Below are 22,982 nucleotides of genomic sequence, written 5' to 3' on the forward strand. Positions count from 1 at the left end.
AGAGGACAGACCCCATGGCGGGGATTGATCGCAGCGACAGCATTCGCCGCCCGGTCGACAGCACCTTGTCGACCCGGACCGCGCATCGAGGTGGCGAAGGCCTGCTGCAACCACAGCGTGAGGCCCTGGCACAATTGCGTCAGTCAGCACCGGCTATTGCTGTGGTGATCGAACAACAGGATTTGGGAACACCGCGTAAGCCGTTGTTTGAACTGTTGTTGTCGATGAATGATCAATGGGTGCGCGTACAATCCACCAAACCCTTCCAACCGGGCACGGTGCTGCTGATTGAAGCGACCCGGGATGATCAGATCAGAGTACTGCCCAACCCGGAACCGGCGCAGCTCAATCGCATGATGCAAGCGTCGCTGCAGTTCTGGCAGGCGCATACCCTGCCGAAAGTTCATGCCACCGCCTTACCGCCGCTGCCAACCACCTCAGTACAGCAGCAATTGATCATCGAGCAACCTGAGCTGAAACCACTGCTCGACTGGTTAAACCAAAAGCCCGCTTTGAACGCCCGCACCGTGGCCAGCTGGATCAGGGAATTTATGCCGTTGGCGACAGCTGTTCAGGCAGGCAACGTCAACGCACCACAAAGCCGGAACACGACATTACTCCTACCGCCCTGGCCTTTGGCAACCCTCCAGCAGAGCAATAATGCCCGGGCAACCGTCAGTAACAGTGCGCCCATTACCCATTCCAGTGGTGACAAGCCGGCAGCAGCAAACAACAACTCAGTACCAGCCGGTCCGGTGCCAGCAACAACATCGAGCGCAACAACAACAGTGTCCACGCCACTGCGTGTCTTGGTGGACGTGATACGCGCCAGCCTGCCGTTACTGCAACAACAACCCCTGCGCTGGCTACCCTTGCAGCAACAGCCAACGGGACAGTGGCAACCGATTCAGCAAACCGGCACCAGCCAACCATTAACCCTGGTTGCCAGTAGCGAAGGCTTTGCCAAAATCGCCGCGACGGTCGCACCCGCCGCTCCAGTGCCCGCAAAAATAACCGCAGCACAGCCAACAGCGGTGACACCCGCCGCTGCCATGGCCGTTCAAGCGGCGGCCACTCCAACACGCCAAGCCGCCGCTACTATCCCAGCGGAAATTCAAGCACTGCTCAGGATTCAACCGATCGATGCGTTAGTGCTGCAACAACCGCAACGCCTGCCAACCTTAGTGAATCAAAGCCTGACACCGCCGCTGTCGGCAGCGCTGTCAGCCCTGCAAAATATTCCGGCCGACCAGTTGAGAATGACCGTCACGCCCGTCTTATCCTCGTCGTCGATCAATGCGACCACGACTGCGGTCACTCCCAACCTGCCCGCAGCGGGAGCTAACTCCAGCGACAGTGGCGTCAGGTTTTCGATCAGTGTTACAACAACGACAACAACTCCTACCGCCACAGAATTTGCGCCACCGGCTGCAACGACGCCACTTGGCTCGGTGGCCGAAAACCCCGCAGCGAGTTGGCGCCCGTTGCCATCGCGTCCTGGCACGACTGACCAGCCACCGCTGGAAATACGGCTGGCACAATGGTTATTGATGCTCGACAACCGCATTCGTCAACATCCTGCCAGCCTGCAACAAAGCCTGGCACAGCGCGCCCAGCAATTATTGCGCACCAACGATCTCAATTACGGTCTCGACAAACCCCTGCCACCGCCCCCACTTCCGCAGGTTCACAACAGCGGTGCGGGCAACCCCACCAACCAACAATCCGCAGCTGAGCTGCAACCTTTACTGCAACTGCGCAATTGGCTCGAGGCGGTTCAGGGCAAAACCCAGAACAATGCGATTCAACAAACGCTCAGCGCTCTGGCTCAGGGTGGCGATGGCCCCAATCAACCGGTACAGCAGTTGAGTATCCCCCTGATCTGGATGGGTCCATCTTCCTGGGCCAACCTGGAATGGTGGCAGGAACAGGCATCGGATGCAGAGCAAGACAGTGGCGCTGGCGGTAAACGGCTGTGGCGATTCCGGCTGTTTTTCGAACTGGAACCGCTGGCTCCGTTATGCGCCGACCTGGTCTGGGAGCCGCAACAAACCGACCTGACTTTCTGGTCGGAAGATCGCAATACCCTGGCTTTTCTGAACAGCCATCTGGGCACGCTCGAGCAATGGACTGAAGGGCTCGGGGAGCGTCAACTCCATACCCGTCACGGCATGCCACGCAAAAAAAGCACGCCGGAAGTGAATGATTTCAAACCGTTAGTGGATGTACACACATGAGTGATGACCAGCAGCCATCGGCAACCGCAGCCGCCGCTCTCACTTACAGCGGCAAGCGCACGCCCATTGTTTCGGCGCTGGGCATCGACGAGCAAGCCGAAGAGATTCTGCGCCTGGCGCGCGAATACGATGTACCGGTCTATCAGGATGAAGATCTGGTGCATATTCTGCAGCAGATGAACGTCGGCCAGGCCATCCCACCGGATCTGTATGAATGGGTAGCGCGCGTCCTGGCTTTTGCGTTTTTTCTTAAAGACAAAGTACCGGAAGGATTTTCGCCGACGGCGACCCGCTCCGCTTATCAGCGGGTACGGGACGCTTACGGCAAGGAGTAGGCTCGGCAAGAGCCTGGAAGGCTGAGCTTAAACAGATGCCAAATGACGTGCCGGCTTGTCGTCTGAATCGATCTGCCGCAGGCGCTCATTGAGCCAGTCCAGAATCACCGGGAAGTGATCCACCCAGGCATCATCATGCTGCAACATCGACAGCGGTCCGTAATTACGCAGATTACCATCGCGCTTACCGAGCACCAGCAGACGACCGTTGTGAGTCCCCAGCTCGCGCATAAACTCACGCACATCGGCCAGATGATCGCCATAGCCGCCTTGGCGACGGGCTAAATACAAACTGGCCGGCCAATCCAGCTGTGTGGCGGCAGCAGCGTAATCAAAGCTGTCAGAGCCCGGACCGTGCCAATCGCCGTCATTCCAGGCTTTGGCATCGTGAAATAACTGCAGCGATTCGGCATTCATCGACTTGCGGAACCAATGCAGCGGCACTTCACCTTTTAAACGACCTAATAACGGCAGCAGTCGCTGCCAGACAAAGGCATCCCAGCCGCCATGTGCCACACCGCCCAAACGAGTGCTGCGACGCGTCCCCAGGTGCACCATGCCAGCGACCTGAGGTCGCATCGCCGAAATACGCGCGTAGGCCGATGCCAGCAAGACACCACCAAAGCCCTCGCCAATCAGAAAGACGGGCTTGCCATTGGCAATGCGACGTGCCTCCGCGGCCAGGCGAGGCAAGTCTTCGCGGATCATCACACCGGCGCCATGGTTCAGCTGACGGCTGCGATGCGGCCAACTTTGCCCTTGGCCGATCATGTCCGGAACGAGACAGGTATAACCCATTTCAGAGAGGTAATTGGCCAGACCATGGCCATCTTGCAAGAACACATCACCCTGGTTACCCAGGCCGTGCACCATCAACACCACAGCGGTGGATTGCTCCGGCGCCAGTTGCCGAACAAACAGATGCCCACCGCCAACCGTGGGGACTTTTAACCTTTCTTCATGAACGCTTTGTTTCATGCTGCTAGCACCTGCTGCCATTGCTTGTTCAGACGCTTGGCCGAGACGGGGTGTCTGGTGCCTAAGGTCTGAGCAAAGAGTGAAACCCGATATTCTTCCAACATCCAGCGGAACTCAGTAAGGGCTTCGCTCGGAATTTGCTGTTGCTGCAAGGCATCTGCCTTGGCCTGGTAAAGTTGCCAGAAGCTCGCCAACTCCTCTACCAACAGGTTCTCATTTCCCGCTATACCGCCCGACCGATTCAGACGTCGGTCCGCTGCGTCCAGGTAACGGGTCAATTCCGTGCGCCACTGCGCCGGGGTCTGGCTGATAAAGCCCGGATACACCAGTCGGTCCAGTTGCGCCGCTATATCGGAATAGATAAAGGCGGTGGCAAAGGACACCTTACCCTTCAGTTGTTTACGCACCTGATGATGTCGCTGCAAAACCTCGTGAGCCAGCTTGGCCAGCCGCTCACCCGCTTCAACCAAATCACCGCGCCCACCTTCCAGCCAGGTTTCGAAAGCAGCCCGGTCGCGCGGTAAATCATCGCTCAGGGCATCGTCCAAAGCCGCCCAGAGTATATCTGCTTTCAGTCGTTCTGCCTGACCGTAAGGCGCAAACAGCAAGGCGCTTTGCTGGAACTGCGGCAGATGCTTGCCCAGATAATCCAGTGTTGACGCCAGGCGGAAACTCGCCAGCCGCAACAATCCCTGACGATGCTGATGCCGGGCCCAATCCGGGTGAGTAAAACGCTCTACCGCTACTGCATTTACTTTATCGACCAGAGCCGGATAAACCTCAACCTGAATGCCCGCCTGGATGGAGTGTTCCACATCCGCTAATTCGCCTAGGTCCCAATCGGTCATATGGCTGGGTTGCTGCTGACGGGATTGGCTGGCTTTCGGCTTGGCCGTATCGCGCGCCGAGCCGGCATTAGCCGGCTCGATCAAGGCCTGATAATCACGCCCTTCAGCAACCGTCTTGCCGGCTTCATCGACCACGCGATAATGCAACCTCAGATGCGGCTCTAACTGATCGAGTCGCCACTCATTTTCCGGCACTCGAATCCCCGTCATCCGAAACAGCCGTTCGCCGATGGCTTTGTGCAATGGCGTGTCGCTGACTTCCAGGCTCTCCAGCAGGGCGTCGGCAAAGTCTGGAACCGGCACAAAGTTACGTCGATAGGCTTTGGGCAGGGCTTTTAACAGCGCAATGATTTTTTCTCGCCGCAACCCTGGCACCAGCCAATCGAGCCGTGCCGCAGGCAATTGCGCCATAGCACCGGCGGGTACCGTCAAGGTCACACCGTCGGCCTCATGGCCCGGTTCGAAGCGATAGCTGAGCGGCAGTTTCATGCGCTCGACCAGCAAATGATCGGGATACTGCGCTTCGGTGATCTGGTCCGCCTGGTGCTGCATCAACTTGTCGGGTGTCAGTTCCAGATCCACATCCGGATGCTTTTTCAGCCAGGCGTGGAAACCAGCGCTGTTGACGACGTCAGCCGGAATGCGTTCGTCGTAGAAAGCGACCAGGGTTTCGTCGTCGACCAGAATATCGCGGCGTCGGGCCTTATCTTCCAACGCCACCACCTCACCCATACGAGCTCGATTGTTATGGAAGAATTTGGCTTTGGTCTGAAATTCACCTTCCACCAACGCCGAACGGATAAAGATCGCCCTCGCCTGCGCCGGATCAATGCGACCGAAATGCACGCTGCGCTGACTGACAATGGGCAGCCCATAGAGCGTCAAGGTCTCCTTGGCGATCACTTCACCGCGTTTTTTCTCCCAGTGCGGATCGCTGTACTGACGCTTCACCAGATGCTCGGCCAGAGGTTCCAGCCAGCGCGGCTCAATGCGCGCCACGGTGCGCGCGAACAGTTGAGTGGTTTCCACCAGCTCGGCGGCCACCAGCCATTTCGGGCCGCGCCGCGACAAGGCGCTCGAGGGATGAATCCGGCACTGGCGACCGCGCGCTGCGGTGTACTGTCGATCTTCTTTAAAGGCCGCAATCTGGCTCAGCAAACCAGCGGCCAGCGACTTATGAATGGACTCATAACCGGCCGGTTCAGCATTGGCTTTATAACCCAAATCGCGACACAACAAGGTCAACTGGCGATGAATATCGCGCCATTCGCGCATGCGCAGATAATTCAGAAACTGTTGTTTGCAGTACTTGCGCAACTGCCCCTGACTGAGTGCTTGGCGCTGTTCTTCGTAGCGCTGCCAGAGGTTCCAGAAGGCCACGAAATCGGAATCTTTATCTTTGTCCTGAGCGTGTTTTTCGGCGGCAGCCTGCTGTTTTTCCTGTGGCCGTTCACGCGGATCGGGCAACGACAGCGCACTGGCAATCACCAGCACTTCGGCCAGGGCTTTCTGACGGTTGGCTTCGATCACCATCCGGCCCAGACGCGGGTCCACCGGCAAGCGCGCCAGTTCTTTACCCAGCGGCGTCAGTCGGCCTTTCTCGTTCACCGCCGCCAATTCGCTGAGCAGGGTGTAGCCATCGCGAATCTGGCGTTGGTCCGGCGCTTCCAGAAACGGGAAATCTTCCACCAGCCCCAGACGCATTTGCAGCATCTGCAATATCACCGAAGCGAGATTGGTGCGCAGAATTTCCGGGTCGGTAAACTCCGGTCGCTGCTGAAAATCCTCTTCGTCATAAAGCCGGATACACATACCTGGTGCAATACGACCACAACGACCAGCGCGCTGGTTGGCGGACGCTTGCGACACCGGCTCGATTGGCAAGCGCTGCACCTTGGAGCGCGTCGAATAACGGCTGATGCGCACCAGGCCCGAATCGACCACATAGTGAATACCCGGCACCGTCAGCGAGGTTTCCGCCACGTTGGTCGAGAGCACAATGCGCCGGCCGCTGTGGTCGCTGAAAATGCGCTGCTGCTCGCTGGCACTGAGCCGGGCATAGAGCGGCATCAACTCGGTATCGCGCAGTTGGGCACGCTTGAGCGTCTGTACTGTTTCACGGATTTCGCGCTCGCCGGGCATAAACACCAAGACATCACCGCCGCGACTGTGGGTCTCGCCGGCCCGTTCCAAGCGCTCAATTTCCTCGATCGCATTAAGAACGGCACCGGGCAGATCGGCGGCGTAATCGTCTTCATCCGGACTCATCGGTCGATACAGCACATCCACCGGGAAGGTCCGACCCGAGACTTCAATGACCGGCGCGCCATCAAAATGTTCGGCAAAACGCGCTACATCGATGGTGGCCGAGGTAATGATCAGCTTCAGATCCGGTCGTTTAGGTAACAGGCGCTTCAGGTAACCCAGCAGGAAATCGATGTTCAGACTGCGCTCGTGCGCTTCATCAATGATCAGGGTGTCGTAACGATTCAGGTAAGGGTCGTGCTGAACCTCATTGAGCAGGATACCGTCAGTCATCAGCTTGATCAGCGTATTGTCAGCAGTGGCATCGGTGAAGCGCACCTGATACCCCACCGCCTGACCGAGGCTGACATTCAATTCTTCGGCAATGCGGCCGGCGACCGACCGAGCTGCCAGCCGCCGCGGCTGACTGTGGCCAATCTGTCCTGCCAGGCCACGACCGGCCTGTAAGCACAGCTTAGGTAATTGAGTGGTTTTACCCGACCCTGTTTCACCGGCAACGATCACCACCTGATGCTGCTCAATGGCGCTGCGAATATCATCCGCCCGCTCGCTGACCGGCAAGTCCTCGTTCAACTTGATGTCAGGCACACTGGCCACGCGCTGATCAAAAGCCGCGCGCGAGCGCTCAAACACCTCGGTCACGGCGCGCTCCAGCTTGTCTACAGGTTGATCAGCCTGCAGTTGTTGCTGCCATTTGGCACAACGACCTTGCAGATAGTGACGGTCGCGCACCAGGCAGCGATCCAACTGTTGCAAAATGGTGGTGGGTGTGACGGTTTGACTCATGCAGTCCGGTTACGGCTCAAAGGCGTGGATTATAGGGGCGCTGCGGATGGATCAAAACCCGCTTATCGTCAGTACAAACAAAAATCCCGGCACCAGGCCGGGATTGTCAGAGCCACAGCTGCGAATCACTCGGAATCGCGCAGCTCCCGGCGCAATACTTTGCCGACGTTGGTTTTCGGCAGTTCATCGCGGAATTCAAACAGACGCGGGACCTTATAACCGGTCAGGCTTTCACGGCAGAAATCGATCAGTTCCTGCTCTTCGACCGGCTCGCGGGCGACCACAAAGACTTTGACCGCTTCGCCGGTCTTTTCGTGAGGAACACCGACAGCCGCACATTCCACCACTTTCGGATGCGCCGACAAGACGTCCTCGACTTCGTTCGGATAGACGTTGAAACCAGAGACCACAATCATGTCTTTCTTGCGATCGACGATCTTCATATAGCCGTCTTCCTGAAGTACGGCGATATCGCCGGTTTTCAGCCAGCCATCCGCATCGATCGTCTTGGCGGTATCGTCCGGGCGGTTCCAGTAGCCTTTCATCACCTGAGGGCCGCGCACCTGCAATTCACCAGGTTCATTAAAGCCCTGCAGCTTGCCGTCGTCGTCACAGATACGCACTTCGGTGCTCGGTGTCGGAATACCGATGGTACCAAGCTGCTGAAAACCGGTCGGGTTGAACGACAGCACCGGAGACGATTCGGTCATACCGTAGCCTTCAGACACCGGGCAACCGGTCATGGCTTCCCAACGCTCAGCGGTCGAGCGGTTCAACGCCATGCCGCCGGAAATCACCAGCTTAAGAGCGCTGCAATCGACGTTCTTAAACTCGTCATTGTTCATCAAGGCGACAAACAAAGTATTCAAACCCGCAAAACCGGTAAAGCGATGTTTCTTCAGCTCACCAATAAAGCCGGGGATATCACGCGGGTTGGGGATCAGAATATTGTGGTTACCGGTCAGCATGATGGTCATGCAGTTCACGGTAAAAGCGTAAATATGGTACAGCGGCAAAGGTGCGATAAAGGTTTCTTCACCGTCATTCAGTGCCAGTTTAAAGAACTGGTAGCACTGCAACATATTGGCGATGAGGTTGCGGTTGGTCAGCTCGGCGCCTTTGGCAACACCCGTGGTGCCGCCGGTGTATTGCAGGATGATGGTGTCTTCGTGCGCCGCTGCCGTCCGCTTGAATGACTGGCCAGCACCCTTTTTCAGCGCCTGACGGAAAGAGCCGACACGGCTGGCATCGTAGGCCGGAATCATCTTTTTGACACGCTTGACCACAGTGTTGATCAGCACGCGCTTGAAGCCCGGGTGCAGATCGGCGATTTCCGTGACCAGAATCCTCTCTAGCGGGGTTTTCGGCTGCACGCGGATGGCCTGAGCCGCCATGCCGGCATAAACCACCAGCGCCTTGGCACCCGAGTCGTTCATCTGATGCTCCAACTCGCGATCGGTATAGAGCGGATTGGTATTAACCACGGTCAGGCCGGCGCGCAACGCACCGAAGACAGCGATGGGGTATTGCAGAATATTGGGCAACTGGACGGCGATGCGGTCGCCTGGCTGTAAATCGGTTTCGTTTTGCAGGTAGGCAGCGAAGGCCGCTGAGAGACGATCAAGGTCCGCGTAGGTCAGCGTTTTGCCCATGCAGGTATAAGCCGGTTTGTCGGCAAATTCCCGGGTTTTTTCGTCAAACATGTCCAGGACACTGTCATACAGCTCCGGGTCGATGCTGGCCTGCATCCCGGCCGGATAAGCATTATGTGTATAAGCTTCAGTCATGGGCACTCCTGACATTCTTGTTGTATGCACGCTGGTTGAACCAAAAATACCGCTGATTCAAACGCTCGTTTAAACGTATCGGGCGGCGATTGTCCCCTGATTAGCAAGGCAAATTCAACTCTTTAATGCCAAAAGCGCACAGAGACACAGATCAGGAAGCTGGCCCGAGCGGGCCAGCGGAAGGAGCTATCAACGGTTGGCCTGGGCGTCGTCCTCGTCGTCATCGCCATCTTCTTCGGCAAACGGATCGTCATCGTCCAGCGACAGACCTTCCAGTTCAGACATGTCCTCTTCGATATTGCTGATATCAAACAGATCATCTTCGTCATCACCGGCCTGGGTTCTCGGCATTTCAGCATCCTCGGCCCTGCCTTCATCCAGCTCCCCCAGATAATCCTGCGGCGAACGTTCTGGTTCCGGCTCTTCAAGATCCATCGGATCTCCCAGATCCAACTCGCTGGGTTCCAACTCCAGCTCCGGATCGACCTGATCGCTCACCAGCGGCGCTTCGCCATCCCAGTCAGCCAGTTCAGGCACATCGTCCTCGCCAAAGCCAGCAGCCAGATCCAGCTCATCGACATCGTTACTGCGGATATCCGGCGCCGGATCTTCTTTGAGTTCGTCGTCATTGCCCCGCAATTTGCCGCGATGCTCCAGGCGCCTGAAGAAGGCAAAGAAGGCGAGCAATATCAACAAACCTGGAGCGGCATACAGCAGATAGCGCAGCCAGGGAATATTGCGTTCCGGACCGGCAGCAGAGCTGCCTTCCCATTCGGCCTCTTCATCGACAAGAGCGTCATCCGGGTCCATGGCGGTGCCGGTTTCCGGCCGGGTTATCGACGCTTGAGCACTGCCCTGCTGTTGCCCCGGCGCTGTCATATCTGAAGTGATTTCAGCAAACCGCGGCATTGGCTCTTTGACGTAAGGAATCGCCAGTTCCGCCTCATCGCCGGATGCATCCATCGCCATCTCAGCATCGTCGGCTGCCATGTCATCGGCCATCGATTCATCCATGTCACCGGCCATGGCCTGTTCATCGCTCGCCGCGTCGGCCTGTTGCGCCGCCTGCTCTGCTGCTGCCATGGCCTGGGCTTCCGCCTCAGCACGTGCCTGAGCCGCTGCTGCAGCGGCCGCCTGAGGGTCCCAGACGCGCGGCTGTGCCGGGTCGATGGGCAATGTCAGAGTCAGTGGATCAACGCCCAGATCGTTGACCGCCCGACCATCAAAACGCATATCACCGAGCACCGTCAGTTGGTAATCACCGGGCTCGGCGTCACCGTCCAGCGTCATGCTGTAGTAACCACCGCTGTGCATTGCAAACGGAATCTCGCGTTGCCAGCCTTGCGGACTGGTAACCTGGGCGCGTAAATCCTCATCGCCAGGCAGCAATTCCGAATGCGCCGGATAGAGCCGCCACTGGTAATCGCCATCGACCACCAGCACTTCGGACATAAAGGGCGGGCGATTCTGGAAAGTCCGGCGCAACAAGCGTTGGAAAGTACCGCCGTCAACTCGCACAGCGACGGTCAAAGGACCTTCGTCATAGACGTTGAGCAGGTTGCCCGCGAGCATGCCACTGCGCCAGCGCACACCGCTGCGAACCTCATCGTTGACGGTAACCGTCGGTTCCATCACCTGGGTCAGTTCGTCTGGGACCGGCTGACCCTTTTGGTCCACCGCTTCCAGCTCCATATGGATAGGCTGCCCCATCAAGGTCACCGATCCACCCGGCTGACGCCAGCGCAGGTTCATATCGGAGACCACAGATATGCGCGAACCTTCACTGATCTGGCCGGTGATCGACCAGCGACCGGTCTGCGGCTGACGCTGGGTTACCAGAGTGTAACCTGGTCCGACACGCCACTGCTGACCCAAGGCCGGCGACAATGCCGTCGTGGTTTCCCCGCTGGGGCTGACCAGACCCATCTCACCGCGCTCGTGCAGCACCAAAGCCGTCACTTCGGATATCTGGGAGTCGACTTCGAAGCCGGCGTTGTCGATCGGAATTTCGTTGCCGGTGTCGACAGCCTGCAACACCTCAAGGATAAAAGACTGAATATCGTCCGCAGAATTCACCTGCGAAAACACGCCACCGGACTGGCTGGCCATTTGTTCGAGCAAACCCGTATCGGCCGCCTCGGTCAGCGCCAGGCTGTGGATGCGAGCACCGGCATTGGCGTAACGCGGTAACACGGAATTAAGAATGCGATCACGCTCAACTTGGTTGACCTGAGCGTTGGGAGCGATGTCCACCTGACCGTCGGTGATCAAAACCACATCGGTCGGTGCCTGATAATTGGAATAACCAAAGTCGTAACTGGCCTGATCCATAACCGCGCCAAGATTGGTGCGTTGGGCGATGGGTTCGAGGGCCGCTACAGCCGAGCGCGCCTGCTCACGCCATTCATCATCAACGGTATCGTGTTCCACCAACAGATTGACGTATTGGCCGAAGGTCCAGATGCCCGCCTCACTGCCATCCGCCAGCGAATCAATCAGCAGGTTAATGGCCGGGGTTCGCTGGTTCTGCGGATCGGTCTGGACCATGGATCCGGAAATATCGATCAGCACACGGACGTCTGTCGGTGTCTGGGTGGTTTCTTCAGCGGCCAGGCTCGTCCAGGCAAGGACCAGCGAGGTCGATAACAGGCGGAAAAACAGTCGCACGGAATTCGCACACTCAGTCGTTTGGAATCGGTTTTCTATAGATCGGCCGAGACTGCGTGGCCTTGAGGCGGGAGCGAGGACCTCCTTGTCCCCAATCACTAAATATCGGTTGGCAGGATCAACTCATCCGCGCCAACAGACGGCGTCCGCCGTCGGTCAGGTGCCAGCGAACACCCTGCTTACCGGTGATGCGACCCGCCAGATTGCGCGCCACCATGATCTCCAATGTTTTGATCATAGTCGGTTCGTCTACATCCACTTCTTTGCACAGGCCACCCAGTGACCGGAAAATATAGCGCCCATTGCCCAGCGTCTTAAGGACATTGGCGGTGGTGACATCCGGTTCTTCTTCCGGTGTGATCGGTTCGGGCTCTACTTTGAGATCTTCTTCGGTTTCCGTTTCGATCAACGGACGCAATTCGTTCTGTACCAAATACAGTTCATGCATGACCCGATCGGATTGTTCACGCGCTCGACGCGCTTCCGACAAAATCCGATCAGACACGCTGGTGACCAGAAAACGACTGGCGATAGCGGCAATCAAACAGAAACCGGTGAAAATCAGAAACCGGGTGGAATCCTGGCTGCTTTCAGTAATCAGGTCGCTGTTAACCAGCGCCAGAATCACCGGTACCAGGAAGGATGCGCCAATGCCCACCACCAGACTGCGCGGCAGACTGGTGGTGTCCGGGTCGTATTGGGACTGCATGTAGTAATTTACCAGTCCGCCAAAAACGCCGGCCATGAGCATAACGGCAACTAGAACGAAAATATGGTTGGCCATGCCTACTCCTTGAGTGCCCCTAGGGGAAAAACGGGCGGTAATCCGCCTCTTTCGTAACAACTAAACGGTCTAAGGTATAGCAGAATGCGTACCGGAATAAAATTCAGCCGGTTTCGCCATCGCCGCTGGCTTCTTTCTCGTAGGCCTTCATCGCTCGCATGCGTAAGCCGATAGCAACCAAAACAATCACCAGCGTGCCGACCAGTATGGCTTGAATCATTGGCATCAGCACCTGCAGCGAACCGCCGACTCCGACATCAAGAAAGTCAAAAGCACCCACAATAATGGCCGGCGCATAATAAGGCTCTGGCTCAGTCGCTTGCCAGGGTGTGAGCACGACACACAGATAGAGCCAGGTCAGCCACCAGCGCAGCGGTCGCCACGGCAGCAGCCGGCCGAACCGCCAAATCACCACCCAGAACCCGACCACACCCAAACCGTAGATGGTGGCTGCTGTCCAGTACAGATCTTCGTAGATCATCCGTTCACCTTTACCGACACCTCTTAGAGGTTATCAATGATGTATTCTTCCCAATCCTGTTCCGGCACGCTGTCATCGGCGACCAGATCCCAGTGGGCAATGGATTGCTGCGTCTGATGAATGCGCTGGGCGTCACCGGCAACCAGCGGATGCCAGTCCGGCAGGTCCTGCCCTTCAGCAACCAGCCGATAAGCACAGGTCGACGGCAACCAAAAGAAGTCGTCAACATCGTCAGGCGTCAGCCAGACGCAATTCGGCACCAGTTGCTGGCGTTTGTCGTAAACGCTGCAGCGACAGTCCGGGGTCATATAATGACAGACCAGACGGGTGGCGTAGACCTCGCCGCTGTCTTCATCCTGCAACTTCTGCAAACAGCATTTGCCGCAACCATCGCACAGCGATTCCCACTCGCTGCGGCTCATCTGCGCCAGCGTTTTGGTTCGCCAGAAAGGTTGCTGCATCGCCATCAGTTGTCTCCCTGCCAGTTGGCCAGGGTTTCCGCCGAGGGCGGCATCTGCAGATAGAAGCCCTTTTCGGTAATGGCGTCGAGCACCCGAACCACATCCACCCGGGCCAGACGCCGCTCGGGCGTCAATAACAGATCCATAACGTGTTCGGGTTCGCCAAATTGTGTCTGCAGCGCTTCGGGTAATTCATCGAACTGTGCCGGGCGCGGCAGATAGAGATACATTTCGGCCCGACGTGGCGAACGAAAGATACTCACCAGAGCGCGTTCAGTCGTTGGCTGCATCACGCTGCTCCTCCAAATACTGCACCAGGGGTTCGGCGACCAGTCGTTGCCGCCAGCCCTGCAAGGGCGCCGGCGCCTGATAAGCACCTTGCGGATAGCCGCTGCGCACCAGTGCTTCCAGCTGTTTGCGACGTGCCAGCACTTCGACCGGCACCGCTAAGTGCTCTGCCAACTGACTCAGACGTTCTTTCAAATCACGCATCAGGTCCGCTTGCGCGACCGGCAACGGACCCGGCACACGCTCTGGCCACTGTTCACGAGGCGTGGCTTTCGCCTGCTCCAGAATATCGAGCACCGCCTGACCAAAGAGCCGCACTTTACGCGGATGCATGCCTTTAAGGTTACCGAGCGCATTGTGGCTGGTCGGCATGCTGTCGGCGATTTGAATGATCTCGGCATCCGACAAAATACGTGAACGATTGACGTCCTGTTCGCGCGCCTGCAGCTCTCGCCATTGCGCCAGCTGCTGCAACGCCATCAGACGCTCACCCTTCAGTTTCCAGGCACCGCGCAAACGCAGGTAATAGAGCGCAGGATCGCTAGGCAGGCTATCGGCGGCGGCGCGGTTGCTGTCTTCAATTACCCAATCGAATCGATGCTGTTCACGCAATCCAGGCGCCAATTGATTGAAGAGTTTTTCCAGCCAGTAGACGTCGGCCGCTGCGTATTCGCACTGCACAGTGTCCAGCGGACGCTTCAGCCAATCGCTGCGCGTGGCTTCTTTAGGCAACTGCACATCAAATACAGCGTCCACCAGGCGCGCAAAGCCCATTTGCAGATCGTAATTGGCCAGGGCCGCCGCAATCTGGGTATCGAAGACGGGAGCGACTTTAGCGCCGGTGCTGTGCAACAGAACTTCGGCGTCTTCCGATAACGAATGGAAGACCTTGATGATGGCGGGATTTTCCAGAATATCGACCAGCGGCGTCCAGTCGGTAATCGTCAGCGGGTCAATCAGACTGCACTGGCCATCGAGCGCCACCTGAATCAAACCCAGGCGCGCAAAGTAGGTTTCGGTGCGCACAAATTCGGTATCCAGCGCCAGTACCTCGGCGGCCGACCAACGCTGGCACGCCTCGGCCAGGGCCAAATCCCCGGAAATCCAGATCGGTCTATCAGTCATGCTCGAAGCCAAGCTTCCTCCGATCGCTGAGCGCATGAGACAAGGTGCTGCTATCGATCCGACCCAGCTCGCGTCCGGACGGTACACCCTGAGCCAGACGGGAAATCTCCACGCCCAGTGGCCGCAACTGCTCAATCAGATAGTGCGCCGTCGCTTCACCTTCCATATTGGCATTGGTGGCCAGAACCACCTCGCGCACCTGCGCATCGCGGACTCGCGATACCAGCATGGGCACACCCAATTGTTCCGGGCCGATGCCGTCAATTGGTGATAACTGGCCCTGCAAAATAAAGTAGTGCCCCTGATAGCTGCCGGACATCTCGATGGCTTCGCGATCGGCTGGCGTTTCCACCACGCACAGCAGTGTCGCATCGCGGTCAGTGTCGCTGCACACTTCGCACAGGGACTGTTCACTGAGCGCACGACAACGCTCACAGTGGCGGACGCCGTCAAGCGCCGCGGACAACGCCTGAGCCAGCACAGCAGCGCCATCGCGATCACGCTCCAGCAGTTGCAACGCCATGCGTTGTGCCGAACGCGTGCCGACTCCAGGCAGTACCTGGAGCGCATCCATCAATTGTTCGGTCAGCGGGGTGTAACTCATCTGCGGCCGTCTTAGAAGGGCATTTTGAAGCCAGGTGGCAGTTGCATGCCGGCAGTCACCGACGACATTTTCTCCTGGCTGTAGGCTTCAACCTTGCGCACCGCATCGTTCACCGCAGCGGCGAGCAGATCTTCCAGCAGTTCTTTATCTTCCTGCATCACAGAGTCATCGAGCGTGACCTGTTTAACGTCGTGGCGACCATTCATCACCACCTTAACCAGACCCGCACCGGATTCACCGGTCACCTGTGCATTGGCGACCTCCTCCTGCATGCGCTGCATATCTTCCTGCATCTTCTGGGCCTGTTTCATCAGATTACCCATGCCACCTTTCATCGTTTCAGGCTCCTGTCGGTAAAGGGTTAAAACGGGGTTGGACGGTATCGGTGCGCAGCTCGGCGGAAAAATCGCTGACCAGCGACTGAATAAACCGATCCTCTTGCAAATCTGTGACCGCCTGTTCCCAGGCGGCGCGGTTCAATTGATCAAGCCAGGCCTGAGGCGTTTGCTCAGCGGCACCAAACTCATAGTCGAAGCCTTGAAAATCAGGCAACACGCCGGCCAGTGCTTCACGCAGACGCTGACAGTGAGTGTCGTTCATCAACTTGCGATAGTTGGTGGCGATCAACAGTTGAGCGCGGCCCTGAGCGTAGCCCTGCCATTGCGAATGGGCAAAGAGCGTCCGGGTCATACCGCTTAAACCCAACTTATATAAAGTCACCTGCCACCAGCGACGCGGGTCGGCCTGAAAATCCACTTCCGGCCAGCGCGCCGGATTAACGGCTTCATCGGAGGTTGCCTGGGTCGCAGCAGCTTGGACCGATGAGGGCTGAACCGAGGCTGGCTCAGAGCTGGCTTCAGGCGCATGACTCTCTGGCTCAATCGCCGATACTGCTGCCTCGGGTTCGGGCGTCGGTGCCGCCGGCTCAGACTGAACGTCAGCGTCTTCCCAAGGCGGTGTTGCTTCAGGCTGGGCGCTATCGCTGGCTGAATCTGGCTCAGTAACGGTTGCCGGCGCAATGTCCGCTGCAGACATCGTCGCTGGCTCAGGCTCTGTTACGGGTTCAGTAACGGCTTCAACTGGCTCTGCTGCCAGTGGTGCGGGTTCTTCTTCTGGGCTTACTGGCTGAGAGTTAAGGCTCTCAGACTCAACCGTTTCAGTTTTTTTTTCGCTCGATTCAAACGAGTTGGAGGCAGCAGTAGAGCTATCTTCCGGCGTCGCAGCTTGCGCCGGCGGTGTCGGCTCTTCAGACGGTGCTTGCTCTGATTGCGTTTGGGGTTGCCTATCGGCAATGGTCTGCCCAGCCAAAGGCGGCAGGTCCGACACCGACCGCGCCGGACTCGGACTGAACGCCAACATACGCAGCAACGCCATTTCAAAGCCGGCGCGTTCGCTCGGAGCCAGCGCCAGATCTTTTACCGAGGCCGTGCCCAACTGATAGAACAGATGGACGTCTTCCGGTTGAGCCACCTGGGCTAAAGCCGCCAGGGCATCGCGGTCGCCTTTGGAATTATCCAAGGCATCGGGCGCGGCCTGGGCAATCGCCACCCGGTGTAGGGTCGATAACAGCTCATTCATCAGCGCCCGGAAATCCGGGGTATGTTCAGCCAGCTCAGCGACTTGAGACATCAGGCCAGCAGCGTCTTTCTCCACCAGGCTGCGCACCAGGTTCAGCACCCGCTTGAGATCGACGGTGCCGAGCATGGCAGCCACTTCGGTCTCACGCAGTTGGCCTTCGCCAAAGGCGATGGCCTGATCGGTCAGGCTGAGCGCATCGCGCATACTGCCTGCGGCTGCTTCAGCCAAGAGCCACAAAGAAGGATCGTCATAAGCCACCTGCTCTTGCACCAGAATATGCTGCAGATAACCGACGATGCCTTCACGCGTCATGCTCTTCAGGTTGAACTGCAAACACCGCGACAGCACCGTTACCGGCAGTTTTTGCGGATCGGTGGTGGCGAGCAGGAATTTGACGTGCGGAGGTGGTTCTTCGAGCGTTTTCAGCAAGGCATTGAAGCTGTGCGTCGACAGCATATGCACTTCGTCGATCAGATAGATCTTGTAGCGACCACGCGTCGGTGCGTACTGGACGTTGTCGAGCAGCTCACGAGTGTCTTCCACCCGGGTGCGCGAAGCGGCGTCGATTTCCAGCAAATCGACAAAACGCCCCTCGGCAATCTCGCGACAGGCCGAACAAACACCACAGGGGCGCGAACTGACGCCCTCCTCACAGTTCAGACTTTTAGCCAGCAAACGCGCCAGCGTGGTCTTACCGACACCACGGGTACCGGTAAACAGATAGGCATGATGCAGCCGCTGCTGGTCCAGGGCGTTGACCAGGGCTTTAAGGACGTGGGCCTGGCCCACCATGTCAGCGAAGGTGGCCGGGCGCCACTTGCGTGCCAGTACCTGATAGGACATGACGGCTCGGGGTTGCGAATTCGACGGACGCCTATCCTAACCGGGATGAGCTGGCGCTACCAGATGGTTAGGAAAAAACGAAGTAAAACAGAGGCTTAGAAAGACTGGGTGGCGGCTCCATCAGCCACACCCCGGCACCCGATACAGCCGCTACCGTTGCTCCCTTCCGGGCCTGGCGGGATTCACGACTTCTCGTTGCGGGGGGACCGACAGAGCCACCCTAACAGAGCGCGGCATTATGCCTGCCTAAATAAAAATCTCAAGCGTTGCAGAGCTTCTATACTCGGCAGAGACGACAACCCGAATGAATCGTTGATTTGGCTCCCAACCTATCAAGAGAGATTGATTAATGAAGCGCCTCGAACCCACTTTGCAATTTCGACTACTGCTGGCGATTTTGGTCAGCATTCTGGCCATGGCGGTTATCGCCTTTGCCGGAATTTTCTCCATGCAGCGCTCGGTGGACAATCTGGAAACCGTTCTAACCGAGCTGAAAACCCTGGAGAAGGATGCCGATCTGGCCAACCTGGATTTCAAGCGTCAGGTACAGGAATGGAAAAATGTGCTGTTGCGCGGCCAGGACCCGGAACGCATGGAGCGCTACTGGAGCAGCTTCCAGACGCTGGAGCAAGACGTTCAGAGCAGAGTTCAGCTATTGGTCGACGGTCTGTCCGATAACCCGGAACTGCGTGCCATCGCCGAACAGTTTCTGATTGATCACCGCAATATGGGCATTGCCTACGAAGAAGGTCGGCAAGCCTTTATCCGCAGCGGCTTTGATCATACCGTGGGTGATGCAGCGGTTTCCGGCATCGACCGGGCGCCCTCGGCAGCGATGGAAGACTTGGGCCTGCAACTGGCCGAGCGCGCTAACACGGCCTCCGCTCAGGCCAGCCAGAATGCCGATACCACTTTAACCATTTCGTTGAGTTTTGCCGTGGCCTGCAGCCTGATCATCCTGGGCGCCATCCTGGTTTTTGTTCGTTCCTCCATCATCAAGCCGATCCACCAGCTAAAGGCTGGTGTGCAGCACATTCAGCACGGCCAATACGATCAGCCCATCAAACTGAAACGGCGCGATGAATTGGGTGATCTGGCCCGCACTATCGATTTTCTGCGCAGCTTTCTGCACGAGATGATTACCGACCTGGAACGCAACGCCACCGCTTTGCAAAATGCCATCGGCAGGCTCGATACCATGTCCGGAGGCATCGCTCGAACCACCGCCGAACAAAGCGACCTCAGTCATCAGGTGGCTACCGCCATCGAGCAAATGGAAGCGGCATCGCGCGAAGTCGCCAGCAATGCGTCGGAAACCGCCGAAGCCACCAACCACACCGAAAAACTGGCTCGCAGCGGCGGCGACTCCATGCAGCGTGCCCAACACACCATGCAAAAGCTGGTCAGCGATACCGAATCGACCGCCGAATCCATTACCCGCCTGGCGCAGGAATCGGAAAACGTCGGCTCGGTGCTGACCGTTATCAAAGGCATCGCCGAGCAAACCAACCTGTTAGCGCTGAACGCAGCCATTGAAGCGGCCAGGGCCGGTGAACAGGGACGCGGCTTTGCCGTCGTCGCCGATGAAGTGCGCTCACTGGCAGAAAAAACCCAGCAATCGACCGTCGAAATTCAAAATATTCTTGAATCCATTCGCGGCGGTGCCGAAGAGTCGGTTCGCGCCATGGAAACCGGGCGAGGCCAGACCGAATCCACCGCCAGCCAGGTGGTCGAGGTCGGCACTCATCTGGACGAAATTCTGGTGGCCATTACTCAGATCAATGAGAAAAACCAGCAGATCGCCACGGCCGCCGAAGAGCAAACCAGCGTTGCCGGCTCACTCAGCGAATTGATCATGCAGATTCGCAATCTGGCCGAAGACACCTCCGGCGAAAGCCGCGACGCCCATGCCTTGAGTGAAGAATTGTCGCAGCTGGCAACGGATTTCAATCGCCATCTGACGCGCTTGCGCAGCGGCGGACAGTAATCCACAACGGCGACGGCGGCGTAATTTATTTTTTGATTGCACGGTGAGTTATAAAAAATGTCGAAACTGACCCTGGCCGTCAGCAGCTGTTTACTGGGTGAAGAGGTGCGCTTTAACGGCGGCCATAAACTGCATCGCTGGTTAACCGATTCTCTCGGTCAGTTCGCTGACTTTCGTCCTTACTGCCCCGAAGTCGGTATCGGCCTGGGCATACCGCGCGAAACCATTCGACTGATCCAGACCGATGCGGGCACCCGCGCCGTCAACAGCAGCGATGCCAGTGTCGATCACACCGATGCCCTGCGGCGTTACGCCGAAGGCATCCTGCCGGAACTAGAAGACATCGACGGCTATGTCGTCATGCAGGGCTCACCGTCGTGCGGCATGGAAAGAGTCAAGCTCTACACCGAAAAACCGGTTCCCGAAAAAAGCGCCGTCGGCATTCACACCCAAGTCATCCTGGACCGTTACCCCTGGTTACCCGTCGAGGAAAGTGGCCGCTTAAGCGATCCTGGCCTTGCGGAAAACTTTGTGCAGCGGCTTTATGTTTATCATCAATGGCGTACCGAACAACCCTGGCAATCGGCCAAAGGTTTGATCAATTTTCACGCCCGACAAAAATATCTGCTGATGATGCACGACTACAATCGCTATAAGTCTCTGGGGCAATTACTGTCGGATTTAAGCGATCGCAATCAGTTGGCTGAACTCGGTCATCGCTATTTAACTGAGCTGATGAGCGCCTTGAAAAAAGTGCCCAGCCGGGGCCAGCGCGTCAACGTCTTGCAGCACCTGATGGGCTACTTCAAACAACAGTTAAGCGATAAGGAAAAAGCCTCGCTGCGGCACAGCATCGATCAATACCAACAGGCCATCGTGCCCTTTATCGTACCGGTTGCGATGATCAAACATTATGTGTTTCTGCATGGTGACGACTTTCCTTATCTGCGCCAACAAACCGTACTCGACCCTTATCCGGAATCACTCGGCCTGCGCAATCCGATTTAACGAACAGTGAACCAAAGTCGTCTCGCGATGCGTATAAGGAGGTCAGCATCATTCACTGTATCAGCCACCTAAGGGATCGCTGTGAGCGCTACGCATCTGGTTTGGTTTCGCAACGATTTGCGCACCCACGATAACGCTGCCTTAACCCAGGCGTGCACCCTCGCTGGGCAAGGTGGCCGTGTTCAGGCGGTATTTTTGTGGACACCCCAGCAGTGGGATCGACACGACTACGGCCAGCCGCGACGCTTTGCCTGGCTCGACGCTTTAACGACTCTGGAACAACGCCTCGCCCGCCTGGGCATTGGCTTATCGCTGATCGAATCGAGCGACTGGGAACAGGGCGTGGACGATTTATTGCAACTCGCCAAGCAACTCAAGGCCCGCTCAATCAGTTTTCATCGCGAGTTCGGTTGGGACGAAGTTAACCGCGACCAACGGGCGCTGAACCTGGCTCGTCAAGCCGGCCTGGATACGCACCTGTTTGAAGACCGCGTCACTCGCGAACCCAGTCAATTGCTGACCGGCCAGGGTGAGATGTATCGCGTCTTCACACCCTACAAAAAAAACTGGCTGCAACAGGAAGCCGGCACGCCCTTAGCACCGCCCTTGCCTGAACCGGAACCAGTGGGGCCGACTCTTGAACCGAGCTGCCAGTTGCCCCGTGCGCCAGCGCCCAGTGAGGTCGAACTGTCGTTAAATGAGACCGCAGCGCTCAATCAACTCGAACGCTTTTTAAATAGTGCAGCAGGCGACTATCAACAACAGCGAGATTTTCCAGCGATTGAAGGCACTTCGCGATTATCGGCAGCGCTGGCCAATGGTGCCATCAGTTTACGCCAGTGTTTGCATGCCAGTCTGAATCACCCGGGTCGCGATCGGCCGGGTTTGCAGACCTGGATATCAGAACTGATCTGGCGTGAGTTCTATCACTACTTATTGTACTGGCGACCAGAACTGGCCAAACACCAACCTTTTTATCCGCGCTGGGATGCTTTTCCCTGGCGTGATGATGCAACCTTACTAACCGCCTGGCAGCAAGGTCAGACTGGCGTGCCAATCGTCGATGCCGGCATGCGCCAACTGGCCCACTCCGGCTGGATGCACAATCGAGTGCGGATGATTGTCGCCATGTATCTGGTGAAAATCATGCAGCTTAATTGGCGTGATGGTGAGCGCTGGTTCGCCCGGTCCCTGCTTGATATCGACTTCGCCAGCAACAACGGCGGCTGGCAATGGTGTGCGGCCACTGGCGTCGATGCTGCGCCCTATTTCCGCATCTTCAACCCGACCACTCAATCGCAACGCTTTGATCCGAACGGCGACTACATTCGTCGCTGGGTGCCTGAACTGGCATCACTGAACAGCAAACAAATTCATGAGCCACCAAAGATGTCCGATTACCCGGCACCCTTGGTGGACTACGCCAGTGCCCGCGCGCAAACGCTGACGCTGTTCAAACAACTTTAACCAGACCACAAACCGAGCAGACAACCATGTCTATGATCGAACGTATTAAAACGCTTTACGCTGAGTTGGGACCCGACAACGTCACACGCGAACGTCTGGCGCAGGTCTATGGTGAACAGGTGGTCTTTATCGACCCCATGCATCGCATCGAGGGGCTCGATCAATTGGAGCGTTATTTTGTCAACCTTTACCGCAACCTGGATGAAATCAAGTTTCACTACTTGAGCCATTGGGAAAGCGACAATGAAGCCATGCTGCGCTGGGAAATGACCTACGCTCATCCCAAGGTGGCCGGCGGTCGCCCCATTACCATACCCGGTGTTACCTATCTGCAGTTCGACGACCGCATTCAACTGCACCAGGATTATTTCGACAGCAATCAGATGCTGTTTGACCACCTGCCGGTGCTCGGCTCCATTCTTGGCTGGCTGAAAGGCCGACTGAACAACTGAC

At 57.3% G+C, this 22,982-nt stretch carries 18 protein-coding genes and 1 other RNA gene; 6 read left to right on the forward strand and 13 right to left on the reverse strand.

Features of this window, described 5'->3' with window-relative positions; translation table 11 throughout:
* The first annotated feature begins 14 nt into the window (after positions 1-14).
* Complete coding sequence (locus ACXAE6_RS15660) at positions 15-2,237, forward strand: hypothetical protein (protein ID WP_475150688.1); 2,223 nt, start codon at positions 15-17, stop codon at positions 2,235-2,237.
* Positions 2,234-2,572, forward strand: a complete 339-nt coding sequence (locus ACXAE6_RS15665) for an EscU/YscU/HrcU family type III secretion system export apparatus switch protein (RefSeq protein WP_475150691.1) — start codon at positions 2,234-2,236, stop codon at positions 2,570-2,572. Before ACXAE6_RS15660 ends, ACXAE6_RS15665 begins: the two co-directional genes overlap by 4 nt.
* Before the next feature lie 27 nt (positions 2,573-2,599).
* Here the strand turns inward: ACXAE6_RS15665 and ACXAE6_RS15670 are convergent, their stop codons facing one another.
* From ACXAE6_RS15670 to ffs, 13 genes are all read right to left on the reverse strand, one after another.
* Positions 2,600-3,550: an alpha/beta fold hydrolase gene (locus ACXAE6_RS15670; protein WP_475150695.1), complete on the reverse strand. Its 951-nt coding sequence runs from the start codon at positions 3,548-3,550 to the stop codon at positions 2,600-2,602.
* On the reverse strand, positions 3,547-7,449 hold the full coding sequence (hrpA, locus tag ACXAE6_RS15675; RefSeq protein ID WP_475150698.1) for an ATP-dependent RNA helicase HrpA: 3,903 nt from the start codon (positions 7,447-7,449) through the stop codon (positions 3,547-3,549). Before hrpA ends, ACXAE6_RS15670 begins: the two co-directional genes overlap by 4 nt.
* 125 nt (positions 7,450-7,574) lie before the next feature.
* Positions 7,575-9,236 (reverse strand): AMP-binding protein, encoded by a 1,662-nt coding sequence (locus ACXAE6_RS15680; protein WP_475150703.1) that lies wholly within the window; start codon positions 9,234-9,236, stop codon positions 7,575-7,577.
* A 189-nt stretch (positions 9,237-9,425) separates the two neighbouring features.
* On the reverse strand, positions 9,426-11,903 hold the full coding sequence (locus ACXAE6_RS15685; protein ID WP_475150708.1) for a VWA domain-containing protein: 2,478 nt from the start codon (positions 11,901-11,903) through the stop codon (positions 9,426-9,428).
* A 118-nt stretch (positions 11,904-12,021) separates the two neighbouring features.
* Positions 12,022-12,687: a YEATS-associated helix-containing protein gene (locus ACXAE6_RS15690; RefSeq protein WP_392800570.1), complete on the reverse strand. Its 666-nt coding sequence runs from the start codon at positions 12,685-12,687 to the stop codon at positions 12,022-12,024.
* 103 nt (positions 12,688-12,790) lie between these two features.
* Positions 12,791-13,168, reverse strand: coding sequence for a hypothetical protein (locus ACXAE6_RS15695; RefSeq protein WP_475150714.1), 378 nt, complete (start codon positions 13,166-13,168; stop codon positions 12,791-12,793).
* 23 nt (positions 13,169-13,191) lie between these two features.
* Positions 13,192-13,635 (reverse strand): YcgN family cysteine cluster protein, encoded by a 444-nt coding sequence (locus tag ACXAE6_RS15700; RefSeq protein ID WP_475150719.1) that lies wholly within the window; start codon positions 13,633-13,635, stop codon positions 13,192-13,194.
* Complete coding sequence (locus ACXAE6_RS15705; protein WP_475150722.1) at positions 13,635-13,919, reverse strand: YcgL domain-containing protein; 285 nt, start codon at positions 13,917-13,919, stop codon at positions 13,635-13,637. Before ACXAE6_RS15705 ends, ACXAE6_RS15700 begins: the two co-directional genes overlap by 1 nt.
* The gene (gene rnd / locus ACXAE6_RS15710) at positions 13,903-15,042 is read right to left on the reverse strand and encodes a ribonuclease D (protein WP_475150725.1); all 1,140 of its coding nucleotides are present in this window, start codon (positions 15,040-15,042) and stop codon (positions 13,903-13,905) included. Before rnd ends, ACXAE6_RS15705 begins: the two co-directional genes overlap by 17 nt.
* On the reverse strand, positions 15,035-15,646 hold the full coding sequence (gene recR, locus ACXAE6_RS15715) for a recombination mediator RecR (protein WP_475150731.1): 612 nt from the start codon (positions 15,644-15,646) through the stop codon (positions 15,035-15,037). The genes rnd and recR overlap by 8 nt, the downstream gene beginning before the upstream one ends.
* An 11-nt stretch (positions 15,647-15,657) precedes the next feature.
* Entirely contained in the window at positions 15,658-15,981 is a 324-nt protein-coding gene (locus ACXAE6_RS15720) for a YbaB/EbfC family nucleoid-associated protein (protein ID WP_392800552.1), read from the reverse strand.
* Between the two features lie 4 nt (positions 15,982-15,985).
* Complete coding sequence (dnaX, locus tag ACXAE6_RS15725) at positions 15,986-18,067, reverse strand: DNA polymerase III subunit gamma/tau (protein ID WP_475150739.1); 2,082 nt, start codon at positions 18,065-18,067, stop codon at positions 15,986-15,988.
* Between the two features lie 115 nt (positions 18,068-18,182).
* Positions 18,183-18,279: signal recognition particle sRNA small type (gene ffs, locus ACXAE6_RS15730), an RNA gene on the reverse strand.
* Between the two features lie 137 nt (positions 18,280-18,416).
* Between ffs and ACXAE6_RS15735 the strand changes: the two genes are divergently transcribed.
* The 4 genes from ACXAE6_RS15735 to ACXAE6_RS15750 all read left to right on the forward strand — a co-directional run bounded on the left by ACXAE6_RS15735 (position 18,417) and on the right by ACXAE6_RS15750 (position 22,981).
* Positions 18,417-20,054 (forward strand): methyl-accepting chemotaxis protein, encoded by a 1,638-nt coding sequence (locus ACXAE6_RS15735; RefSeq protein ID WP_475150743.1) that lies wholly within the window; start codon positions 18,417-18,419, stop codon positions 20,052-20,054.
* A gap of 57 nt (positions 20,055-20,111) precedes the next feature.
* Positions 20,112-21,062 (forward strand): YbgA family protein, encoded by a 951-nt coding sequence (locus tag ACXAE6_RS15740; RefSeq protein WP_475150745.1) that lies wholly within the window; start codon positions 20,112-20,114, stop codon positions 21,060-21,062.
* An 81-nt stretch (positions 21,063-21,143) separates the two neighbouring features.
* Positions 21,144-22,529 (forward strand): cryptochrome/photolyase family protein, encoded by a 1,386-nt coding sequence (locus ACXAE6_RS15745; protein WP_475150747.1) that lies wholly within the window; start codon positions 21,144-21,146, stop codon positions 22,527-22,529.
* 26 nt (positions 22,530-22,555) lie between these two features.
* Complete coding sequence (locus tag ACXAE6_RS15750) at positions 22,556-22,981, forward strand: nuclear transport factor 2 family protein (RefSeq protein ID WP_475150749.1); 426 nt, start codon at positions 22,556-22,558, stop codon at positions 22,979-22,981.
* Position 22,982: the final 1 nt, after the last annotated feature.

This window comes from Saccharospirillum sp. ABV4_185 (assembly GCF_056159245.1).